The sequence below is a fragment of the Achromobacter sp. DMS1 genome, assembly GCF_001270295.1.
The window spans coordinates 1-10,996 of record NZ_LHSJ01000013.1; the positions used below are offsets into that span (position 1 = coordinate 1).

Annotated in this window: 5 protein-coding genes and 4 pseudogenes; 1 reads left to right on the forward strand and 8 read right to left on the reverse strand. The window is 68.6% G+C overall.

The window, feature by feature from the left end; translation table 11 throughout:
* Window positions 1-148: 148 nt before the first annotated feature.
* The gene (locus AD428_RS02845) at window positions 149-544 is read right to left on the reverse strand and encodes a hypothetical protein (RefSeq protein WP_053244107.1); all 396 of its coding nucleotides are present in this window, start codon (window positions 542-544) and stop codon (window positions 149-151) included.
* A 290-nt stretch (window positions 545-834) separates the two neighbouring features.
* Here AD428_RS02845 and AD428_RS02850 point away from each other — a divergent pair, with 290 nt between their 5' ends.
* Window positions 835-2,472, forward strand: coding sequence for an ATP-binding domain-containing protein (locus tag AD428_RS02850; protein WP_053244108.1), 1,638 nt, complete (start codon window positions 835-837; stop codon window positions 2,470-2,472).
* On the opposite strand, the gene AD428_RS02855 is transcribed toward AD428_RS02850, so the two are convergent.
* The 7 genes and pseudogenes from AD428_RS02855 to AD428_RS02875 all read right to left on the reverse strand — a co-directional run.
* Window positions 2,469-5,129: a TM0106 family RecB-like putative nuclease gene (locus AD428_RS02855; RefSeq protein ID WP_235488942.1), complete on the reverse strand. Its 2,661-nt coding sequence runs from the start codon at window positions 5,127-5,129 to the stop codon at window positions 2,469-2,471. The genes AD428_RS02850 and AD428_RS02855 overlap by 4 nt on opposite strands.
* A 19-nt stretch (window positions 5,130-5,148) precedes the next feature.
* Window positions 5,149-6,027, reverse strand: a pseudogene (locus tag AD428_RS27415) (TM0106 family RecB-like putative nuclease); the annotation flags it as partial.
* Window positions 5,993-6,280, reverse strand: a complete 288-nt coding sequence (locus AD428_RS27420) for a LysE family translocator (protein WP_369798681.1) — start codon at window positions 6,278-6,280, stop codon at window positions 5,993-5,995. The gene AD428_RS27420 and the pseudogene AD428_RS27415, both read right to left, overlap by 35 nt.
* Window position 6,281: 1 nt before the next feature.
* Window positions 6,282-8,027, reverse strand: a pseudogene (locus tag AD428_RS02860) (GMC family oxidoreductase); the annotation flags it as partial.
* Window positions 8,028-8,030: 3 nt separating this feature from the next.
* Window positions 8,031-8,783 carry a gluconate 2-dehydrogenase subunit 3 family protein gene (locus AD428_RS02865; protein ID WP_053244109.1) on the reverse strand — a complete coding sequence of 251 codons (753 nt, stop codon included), beginning with the start codon at window positions 8,781-8,783 and terminating at the stop codon, window positions 8,031-8,033.
* A 193-nt stretch (window positions 8,784-8,976) separates the two neighbouring features.
* A pseudogene (locus AD428_RS02870) lies at window positions 8,977-9,941 on the reverse strand (Bug family tripartite tricarboxylate transporter substrate binding protein).
* Window positions 9,942-10,021: 80 nt separating this feature from the next.
* A pseudogene (locus tag AD428_RS02875) lies at window positions 10,022-10,996 on the reverse strand (amidase); the annotation flags it as partial.

The following is a 10,996-nucleotide window of genomic DNA, read 5'->3' on the forward strand; positions in this document are numbered from 1 at the left end:
CCGGTCAGGGTCCCGCGGGGCCGGCGACGACGCCGCGCCGGGGCTGCGCGCCCAGCCCGCGCGGGGACGGCCGCCTCCGGTCCGCGCGCCCTGTCGCCGCTCGTGCAGAGCAGCGTGCGCATCAGCTCCGCCTGTTTCGCATGCGGCGTCAGCAGCGCATCCGCCAGCCCGGGCCGCAGCCGCATTTCCGGCCGTAGGGCAGCAGGCCGGGGCCGGACGCCACCCTGACCATGCCGGATGCCGCCAGCGGGCCGGCCAGCGCCAGCGCGATGCGGGCGTCGTCTTCATCCAGCGCCAGGAGGCGCGCGAGCAACACGCATAGCGCCTGATCGCCGAATCCGCCCAGCGCGCCCAGCACCGGCCTCAGTACGGCGCTGGTTTCGTACAGCACGGCAAACAGCAGGATCCGCCGCGCGGCCGTGTCCAGGCCGATTGCGTTGGCCAGCCATTCCAGGTTGCGCGCAAGCGGCAATCCCGGCGCGCCCGGCCCCGGCGCTCCCAACTGCGCAGCCTCGCGCGCCGCCGCCGACCGCGCTTCGCGCATGTCTCCGTCTTCCGCGATGCCACAGCGCCTCGCGCACGCGCTCCCATTCCCGCGGCGCCAGCCTGCTGGCCGCCGCCGCAAAGCCCCGCATGCCCGCCAGCAGTTCCAGCGTCCAGTAGCGCACCAGCGGCAGATATGGGTCCAACATCATGCCCTCCTCGACAATGCGACAGGCGCATTCTGGAGAGGCATTCGGACAAATCCTGGCGCAATGTCGGACGAAATAGGCATGTGAGAGAATCCCGCTGGCTTCGCGGCCCGGCGAATGCCCATCCGGAGAACATGCGCGTATGGCTCGGATCTACCCCGACGATATCTTTCACGGCCCCCTCTGCGGCATGCCGGCCGGACTGCAGCGCGAACTCGACATCCTGCAGCGCCTGCGCGACACGCTGCCCGACGCCTACAGCCTTTTTCACAGCGTGGAATGGCGCTCCGTCTACCAGGGCCGCGACGCCGAAGGCGAAGTGGATATCGTCGCCATGAACCAGGCGGGCGACCTGTTGTTGCTGGAGATCAAGGCAGGCCCCATCGAGGAGGCCGCGGACGGCCTCTACAAGCAATACGGCGCGCATCGCAAGAACATCGGTCGCCAGTGCCGCCGCCAGCATGCCGCGCTGCTGGCGCGGATACGCGAGCTCGACCGGCCGCCCCGCATCGGCCACGTGCTCCTGCTGCCCGACTATCGCATGCTCGGCGCGGGCAGCGCCGCATATCCGCGCGAGCGCATCATCGACGCCGCGGATTTTCCCGACCTGGCGGCGCGGTTGTGCGCCGTCCTGCCGCAGGGCGAACCGAGCGGAAACAGCGCCCGGGTCCGGGCATTTCTGCTCAACTGGTTCCAGGTGGCTCCCGCCCTGGACGTGCTGCGCGACCAGCTATCGAACGTCACGCAACGCCTCGGCAGCGGACTGGCCGCCTGGGCCACGCGAGTCGACGCTCCCAGCCGCGTCCTGCGCATACAGGCGACGGCCGGTTCCGGCAAGACTCAGCTTGCCCTGCGGCTGCTGCACGACGCCGCGGACCAGGGCCAGCGCGCCCTGTATGCGTGCTTCAACCGGTCGCTCTCCGAACAGATCGGCCGGCTGGCTCCGCCACGAGCAACAGTCTCCACCTTTCACGAACTGGCGGTCGATCATTTCCGGCGCGCGCGGGGCGCGCTGGATTTCTCGGCGCCGGACGCATTGCGGCAAGCCGCGCAGCGCTACTGCGAAGATTCGGCATCGTTCGAGCCGCAGCACGATGTGCTCATCATCGACGAAGGGCAAGACTTCGATCCGCACTGGACGGTTGCCCTGCGTCGCCTGCTGCGGGAGGAAGGACGCTTCTATTTTCTGGAAGACGAAGACCAGCGTCTCTATGAGCACCCGCCCTGCGACATTCCAGAAGCCGTGGTATTGCACTGCCCGGACAATTTCCGCAGCCCGACTTCCATTGTGGACAGCATCAACGTGCTGCGGCTCACGCCCCGGCCCATCCGCGCCCTGGGGGCGTATGCAGGCCGCGAGCCGGCCATGTCGGCCTATGACGACGAGGACCAGATGCTGCTGCGGACCGCGCAGGCGGTGCGCGGCTACCTGGACGAGGGTTACGCGCCGGGCGACATCGTGATCCTCAGCTACCGCGGCCTGGCGCGTTCGCACCTGCTGGGGCAGGCCGAGCTTTGCGGCCATGGGCTCAGACGCTTCGCCGGATACGATGCCGCAGGCGCTTCCCTGTGGACCGAGGGCGCCATCCTGGCGGATACGCTCTTTCGCTACAAGGGCCAGTCCTGCCCGGTCGTGGTGCTCACGGAGGTGTCCTTCACCGAACTCGGCGAGCGGGAACGGCGCCGGCTGTTCGTCGGTCTTACGCGGGCGCGCATGGCCGCCACGGTCGTCATGGACCGCCAGGCCGAGGCGGCGCTCGGCCGCGCCCTGCAGGATTAACGCCCGTTGGCGCCGGAAGGCGTCTTGTGCGGGCCCCGAGCCCCGCCGGCGCCCCCCGTCTCTCCCAGTTCGGCCACCCAGCACAGCGTATTGACCAGCGCCATCTGCTCGGGCGTGCGGCAGCGCACCGACAGCAACGCCGGACTGGCGACGAGCACGGCGAGCGATTTGGCGCGCGAGATCGCCACGTTAAGGCGATTGCGGCTGAAAAGAAACTCCATGTCGCGCGGCATGGTGGCGCCGCTGGAGGTCGCCATGGAAATGATGACCACCTGGGCTTCCTGCCCCTGGAACTTGTCGACGGTGCCCACCCGCGCGTCCGGCGGCAGCGCCGCCTTGAGCGCGTTGACCTGCACGTTGTAGGGCGCCACCACCAGCACATCGTCCGCGCCCAGGCGCACGGCACGGCCCGCGCCGTCGTCGTAATGCTGCGCGCGCAGGCTGGCGTACAGGGCCGCCACGCGCCGCGCCTCTTCCGGACTGGACTGCGCATTGCCCTCATGCGGCACGGGCACATACACGATGCCGCTTTCGCGCAGCGCCGGATCGGCTCCGGCCGACAGCGCCAGCCGCTGCGACCGCGTGGCCTCGGCCGCGCGCAGCCTGCCGTCATAGATGGCGCTGGAAACAAAGCCGCAAATGGCCGGATGCATGCGGTAGGAGGTGTCGAGGAAAATGCCGCGGTCGGGCGCGATCGTGGCCTCGCCGTCCAACAGGTACTCCAGGGTGGACTGTCCCGAACGGCCGGGGTGGCATCCCTGCGTGGGCTGCCCGAGCTGCATCTGGTCGCCCAGCAGAATGATGTTGCGCGCGCACAGCCCCACCGCCACCAGATTGGCCAGGCTGACCTGCCCCGCCTCGTCCACGAACAGGTAATCGAAACGGCCCTCCATTTCCGGGCGGCTGAACAGCCAGGCCGTGCCCGCCACCAACTGGTGCCGCGCGGGATCGATTTTCTTGTTGTCGAACACGTCTTCGATGCAGTCCCCGCCCAGACAGGTATCGTCGCCCGGCGCGCCGGACTTCTTGGCCCCCGCGAACACGAACCCCTGCTCGCGGGCGGCTTTCTCCACGCCAGCCAGCAGGTTGTTGATGGCGTGATGGCTGTTGGAGGTGACGGCCACGCGCTTGCCCTGCCGCAGCAGATGCACCAGCAGGCGCGATCCGATGTAGGTCTTGCCCGCGCCCGGCGGCCCCTGCACGAAGAGCGCGCTTTCGTCGAGCGCGGCGACCAGCGTCACCGCCTGTTCGAGCAAGGGGCGGCCCGGATCGATCAGGGGCCGGCCCGGTTCCACGCCGTGCAGGCGCGGCGCTTCCCGGCGCAGCAGCGCGTCCACCGCGCGAAAGCGCGTGGGCGCGCGTGCGGCCGGCTCCAGCAGCGCGTCGGCGTAGCGGAACACGGCGTCGGCGAGCACTTTATTGTTGATGGGCTGGTCCGGCCCTGCCGCCAGCCGCGGCGGCGGCGGCTCGGGCTTCGCCCACGTGAAAGACAGCGTACAGGCGCGCGGGTCGATCTCCAGCTTGTTCAGCTTCTGTCCGCCACGGATCTCCCGGCAGGACGCGCCCGTGCGCAGCTTGGTTTCCTGAGGCGGGTAGCGGTAGGTGTAGCGCAGCGAACGCCCTTCCTTGAGCAGGGGCGCATCGTGGTCGCGCACCAATCCGCCCAGGCACTCGCTGTCTTCGACCAGCTCCGCGTCGCTGGCCTCGGCGCGCGCGAAATACGCCCACCATTCCGGCTTCTGCTCGCGCCGGTGAAAATCCAGCAACTGAAAGACCAGCGCGCGATGCGCCTGGTCCGCCGTCCAGGCCGGCTCCTCGTCGGGCAGGCCGTCCAGCAGCGGCTCGCGGTAGCGGTCCAGCCGCGCCTCGGCCTCGGTCTTCGCGCCCGCCTCGAAGCGCGCCGCCTCGATGTCCTGCTGGCCGCGGTCGTTCGCCCAGGCCAGGTCCTGCGGCCGGATCTGCCGCAGCCACTCGCGCAATTGCCAGGTGGACACCACGTCGTCGCGGTTGTAGTCTTCAATGGCCTGCAGCAGCCGCTCGTCGCGCTCCGCGCGCCAGCGCTCGTAGAACACGATGCTGGCGCCCGCGTTGGTCACGCCGCCCTCGCGCCGGGGCCGATAGAAATGCTCGATGGACTTGATGGAATAGCTCGGCTCGGACACGCGCAGCGCCTCGCGCACCACCTGGTACAGGTCCACCAGCTTGTGCATGCGCAGCAGGCTGTCCACCTCGGCCTCGCGCGTGCCGTGCACCGACATCAGCCGCTTGATGGCCGTCTCTTCGTAAGGCGCGTAATGGTAGATGTGCGCATCCGGGTAGCGGCGCAGCCTCTCGACCACGAAATCCATGAAGCGCTCGAACGCCGCCTTTTCTTCGCGGCGGTTGTGCGCCCAGAACGGGTGGAACGCCTCCCGGCCGCCATCGCGCACATAGACGCCGAACAGGTATTCCAGGCCGCCGTCTTCCAGCGGATCGCCTTCCATGTCGAAGAACATGTCGCCCTCGTCGGGCCGCGGCATGCGCTCGAATCCCCGCAGCCCCGGCTCCGGCCCGCGCGGGATCAGTTCGTAGTAACGCCCGCCCTCCTCGCGGGCGCGCAACTGCAGCGCCGCCTGCGCGCGCAGCCGCTGCAGCGTCGTTCCCTCGAGCAGCGGCACGGCGCGCCCGGCGCCAGAGGCCCAGCTGCGCCAGCGTGCCGATGCCGCCCGCCTGCAGCTTGCGGATCTGCTGGCCGGTAATGTTGGCCACCTGCGAAAGATGGTCGTCGGCCTGCCACTGCTCGTCGCAGAGCGCGCTCCAGCGGCATTGCGCGCATTTCTCGCAGGGCTCGGGATAGGTCTGCGCGCCCTTCGCGCCGACAAAGGCCTCGAAGCCCGCCAGCACGCGCCGGAAATAATGCGCGTAGTCGGACACGGCAAAGCGCTGTTCGACGCCGTTGCCCAGCACCACGCTCATGTGCCTCGGTTCGGCGCCTTGCGCCAGTCCCAGCAGCCAGGAATAGAAGGCGAGCTGCACCACGAATTTCGCGCGCGGGCTGCGCGCGAGCTTGGTGTCGGCCGCCTCGTAACCATGGCCGCCCAGCGCCGAGGGCCGCGCCACCCTGAGCAGGAAATCCGCATGGCCCACATAGCTGCCGTGGCGGAACGCCGCCTGGTAGATCGCCTCCGCGCCCTCCCGCATGGCGGCCTCGGTGCGGCGCAGCCGCGCCTCGAGACTGTCGCCCGCCTCGCTCACGTCCACGATGCGCAAGCCCTGGACACGCAGCTTCTCCAGATAGGCCCGTTCGTGCTCCAGCCCCTTGGCCTGGACGAGCGCGAGCGGCTCGTCTTCCTGCGCCAACGGCAGCGGCGTCTCCAGGTGCCGCAAGTCGAGCGAGGTCAGGTGCCCGCACTCCAGGAAATTGACGATGTCGGAGGCGGAATAGAGAATCTGGTGGCCGAGTTTCTGCATACGGCGGATGTTACCGCCGCATTCGGACAATATCCGGTCGAATCCGGCGAGTGCGGCCGGCGGCCCGGGCTCACCGGGCCGGGCCGCCCCGGCTGAACACCACATAGCCGGCGACCGCCAGCATCGCCGCGCCCAGCGCCCCTTCCTGGACGCGCAGGAACCACGGATTGCGGCCCAGCCAGCCACGGATGCGCGAAGCGCCGTAGGCGAAGCCCGCGCCGGTGGCCAGCCCCATGGTCTTGGAAAACACGGCCAGCGCCAGCATCTGCAGCCATACCGGCCCTTGCGCGGGGTCCGTGAACTGCGGCAGGAACGCCACCAGGAATATGAAGACCTTGGGATTGAGCAGGTTGGTCATGACGGATGGCCCTGGCCGACCAGTACGCGAGCGCGGCCACCAGCCCCGTGGGGTTGTAGCCCAGCCCTTGCGGAAAGGCCGAGGCCCCCAGCACGAAGACGTTGTGCACGTCCCAGCACTGCAGATAGCGGTTGACCACACTGGTGCGCGGATCGACGCCCATGATGGCGCCGCCGTTCAAGTGGGTGGTCTGGTAGCTGGAGGTGTCGAAACGGGCGCCTTCCTGCTTGCCCGACACGCCGATGGCCTTGCCCCCCATGGCGCGCGCGATGGCGGCCATTTTCTCCTGCATGAACAGGTTCATCTTGATGTCGTTGGGCTGCCAGTCGAAGGTCATGCGCAGCAGCGGATCGCCACAGGCGTCCTTGTAGGTGGGGTCCAGGCTGAGGTAGTTGGCCCGGTAGCTCTGGTGCGCGCCGTGCGCGTCCATGGAGACGTGGTGCTCGTAGTAGTCGGCCATGGCTTTCTTCCAGCCGCTGCCCCAGCCGGGCGTGCCGGGCGGCGCGACCGAGGCGGAGATCGGCTTGGTGCCTGCTTGGTTGACCCAGAACGGCGAACCGCCGACAAAGCCTGCCGGCCCGTGGTCGAAGTTGTCGGCGTTGAAATCATCGACCGCGATGCCGTTGCCGCCCGCGCCCATGAAGGGATTGGTGTAGTGCTGGTCCTTGCCGAAGAAGACCTTGATGGTGGCCATGTTCTGGTAGGCGAAATTGCGGCCCACCACGCCGGTGCCGGTGTCCGGGTCGTAGGGCTTGCCCACGCCGGACAGCAGCAGCATGCGCACGTTGTTGAACTGGAACATGCACACCGCCACGATGTCGGCGGGCTGCACCACTTCCTGCCCGGCCGCGTCCACGTAGGTCACGCCGGTGGCGGTCTTGCCGTCGGGCGCCAGGTTGATGCGCCGGACCTGGCAATGGGTGCGCAGCTCGAAGCGCGGCTCCAGCCGCAGCGCGGGCAGGATGTTCACGTTGGGCGATGCCTTGGAATACATATAACAGGCATAGCCGCTACAGAAACCGCAGAAATTGCAGGGCCCCATCTGCGCGCCGTAGGGGTTGGTGTAGGGGCCCGAGGTATTGGCCGAAGGCATGTTGTAGGGGTGGTAGCCCACCGCTTCGGCCGCCTTGCCGAACAGCATGGCCGACACCGAGTTCTTCTGCGCCGGCAGCGGAAAGTCGCTGGAGCGGTCGGGCGCGAAAGGATTGCCGCCCTTGCCTTCGCCCACCTTTTTGCCGTTGACGGTCCAGGCCGTGCCCGACGTGCCGAAGACTTTCTCGGCGAAATCGAAGTGAGGCTCCAACTCTTCGTACGTGGCGCCGAAGTCCTGGATGGTCATGCCTTCGGGGATGAAGTCCTTGCCGTAGCGTTCTTCGTAGTGGCTGCGCATGCGCAGCTCCATGGGGTCGACCCGGAAGTGCACGCCGGACCAGTGCAGGCCGGCTCCGCCCACGCCGTTGCCCGGCAGGAAGGCCCCGAGCTGGCGGTTGGGCAGGGCGGTGTCCTTGCTGGTGTGGCGGATGGTCACGGTTTCCTTGGATACGTCCACGAACAGCTTCTTGCGCGAGTTGTACGTGAGTTCGTCCATGGTCTGCGGGTAGACGCCGTCGGGATAGGTGTCGCGCATGGGGCCGCGCTCCAGCGCCACCACCGACAGGCCGGCCTCGGTGAGTTCCTTGGCCATGATGGCGCCCGTCCAGCCGAAGCCCAGCACCACCACGTCGGTCTTTTTCAGGGTCGTGGCCATGGGCTATCCTCTTGCGCCGCGTATGGAAACCGGGGGTTGGGGGTACTTCTCGTCGCGCTCGATCCAGTCCATGAAGTCGGCGCGCGCGCCGGGAAAATTGATGAGCTTCCAACCCGCCATGCCTTTGTTGCCGCCGTGCATGGGATCGCTGAAAAAGCCCTCCCGCGTGTTGGTCCAGAGCATGGAGAAGAACGTGGACGAGGGCAGGTGCTCGAAACCGTCTATGCCTTTTTCCATGGCGGCCAGCGCCTGGTCCTGCTCTTGCGGACCCAGTTCGGCAAATGCCTTGCCCAGCTTCCGGGCGCACCACCGGTCGGCCGCCGCGATGCCCAGGCGATACACCTCGCGGGGACTGAGCTTGAGCTGATAGCCCATTTCTCTGGGCGCATCGGGCGCGAAGGGGCCTTGCATGTACCACAGGCCGCCGGCCGCGTATGCGGTTCCCATCTGGCGGTCGATGAACTCGGGCACGCCCGCTTCCAGCGCGCCCGGGCCCAGTTCGTCCTTGGGGATCAGGCGGGCCGCCGCGGCCTGGAGAAAGCGGTATTCCTCGGTGGTGAAGAACCGGGGCTGGTATTTGGCGGCATTGGCCAGGGAGGGATCCACCGCCGGTCCGGGAACTTCGGGCAGGGGGGCGGGGACTGGCGCTGCGAGGGCGCCGCCCGAGGCGGCCAGCGCCGTGGCGGGGATGAGCGGAAGCGACTTTCTGAAAAAGGCGCGGCGCCCCGGGTTACCTATGCTGTCATTGTCATTCATGGCGGAGATGGCGCAAGACAGACACTCATTCCGCTGCTGCGGAATCAGCGACAGGACCGCTTCACTATATACCACCCGGCCCGCAGCGCAATGCGTTATGGCCCGCGCGGGCCGTGCCGGCGGTCCGTTCTTTGTTGCGTTGCCGCCACCTCATGCATCTTTGGCGATGCGCGCCGGGCGCATCGCCAGGGCGCTATTCCGGCTTGATTCCCGCCGCCTTGATTACGCCCGCATTGCGTTCGAGTTCCTGCTTCACGCGGGCGCGGAACGCCTGCGCGTCGGCATAGAAGGGATCGAAGCCCAGATCGCGCATCTTCTGCGGCGTATCCGCGTCGGCCAGCATGGCCTTCACTTCCCGCGACAGGCGTTCGACGACGGGGGCGGGCGTGCCGCGCGGCGCGGCGATGCCGTACCACGTGATGAAGTCATAGCCCGCGACGCCGGACTCCATGACGGTGGGCACTTGCGGCAGCAGCCGGGCGCGTTCGGCGCCCGTGACGGCAAGCGCGCGGACTTTGTCCGCGCGGATCTGCGGCAAGGCCGCGACCAGGGTGTCGATGGACAGCGGGATCTGGTTGCCGATCAGGTCCGTCATGGCCGGCGCGCTGCCGCGATAGGGCACGTGCAGCAGTTTCGCGCCCGTGCGCTGCGCCAGGAATTCGCCGGCCAGGTGGGGCGTGGACGCCGTGCCGAAAGAGCCGAAGCTCAACGGCCCGGCGGCGGACTGCTTGACGATGTCCGCTACGTTGGACAGGCCGGTCTGCGGGTTGGTGAGGATCACGAACGGCGCGCTGCCCGCGATGGCGACGTATTCATAGCTCTTGATCGGGTCATAGCCCAGATTGGGGTAGAGCAGCGAATTGGTGGTGAAGGTGGGCGCGTATGATGAGCAGCGTGTAGCCGTCGGGCGCCGCGCGCGCCACGGCCGCAGCGCCGATGCCGGTATTGGCTCCCGGGCGGTTCTCCACGACCACGCTCTGGCCCAGCCGGTCGCCCAGTTTGGCGGCGAACAGGCGCGCCAGCACGTCGGTGGAGCCGCCGGGCGGAAAGGGCCACGATGAGCATGACGGGCTTTGCCGGCCAGCCGGACTGGGCGTGGCCGTGCGCGGGCGCATGGCCACGGCTGCCATGGCGGCGAGGGCCAGGCGTTGGAAAAATCTGCGCAACATTGGACTGCTCTCCCCTTGAGAAGCGGAGCCGGGCTCCGCGTGTGGAAATCTTCGCCGGCGGTGCGGCGCTCAGGCCATGCCCGCGGGCGCCCTGCGCCAGCATTCCGTGGCCTGCTCGAAGGCGTGCGCCAGGCGCAGTACGCCCAGCTCATCGCGATAGCGGCCCACGATCTGGATGCCCACGGGCAGCCCGTCGGGCGTGAAGCCGCATGGCACCGAGATCGCCGGATGCCCGGTCAGCGAGAGGTAATAGCCGGAGCGCATCCAGTCGATGTAGTTCCCCATGGGCACGCCATCGATCTCGCGCACATAGGGTTCGTCGACCGGGAAGGGGGCAACCTGGCTGACCGCGCCGACGAGATAGTCGTGGTCCTGCATGAAGGCATGCATGCGAGCGAAGAGCGCCGCGCGGTCGCGCTCGGCCTGCGCGAGCGCGGCGCCCGATTGCTGCAGGCCCAGCTCGATGTTCCAGACGACGGTGTCTTTCATGCGCGCGCGCTCGCGCGCCAGGGCCTGGCCCTGCGTGGTGGCGAAAGCCAGCCCGCGCAAGGCGTGGAAGGCGCTGTCGGCGCCGGTGAAATCGGGGCAGGCCTCGACAATCTCGCAGCCCAGCGAGGCGAAGACCCCCAATCGGCCGTCGAGCACCTGGCGCACGCGCGGTTCGGTGGGCAGGCCGCCCCAGTCGGGGGCGTAGGCCACGCGCGTGCCGGCGAAATCGCGTTCCAGCGCGCCCAGAAAGCGTGCCGGGTCCTGGTCGATGGAAAGCGGATCTCGCGCATCGGGGCCGGCCATCGCGGCGAGATACAGGGCGGCGTCGGCAACGGTGCGGGCCATGGGCCCGGCGACCGTCAGCGTGTTGTAGGCGGCCGCATTGGGCCACAGGGGCACGCGGCCCGGCGAGGGGCGCAGGCCCACGACGTTGCAGAAGCTGCCGGATTGCGCAGCGAGCCGCCCATGTCGGTGCCGTCGGCCAGGGGCAGCAGCGGCCAGGCCAGCGCGGCGGCCGCGCCGCCCGCTGCGTGCCGCCCGCGGTGCGGGAAGGAT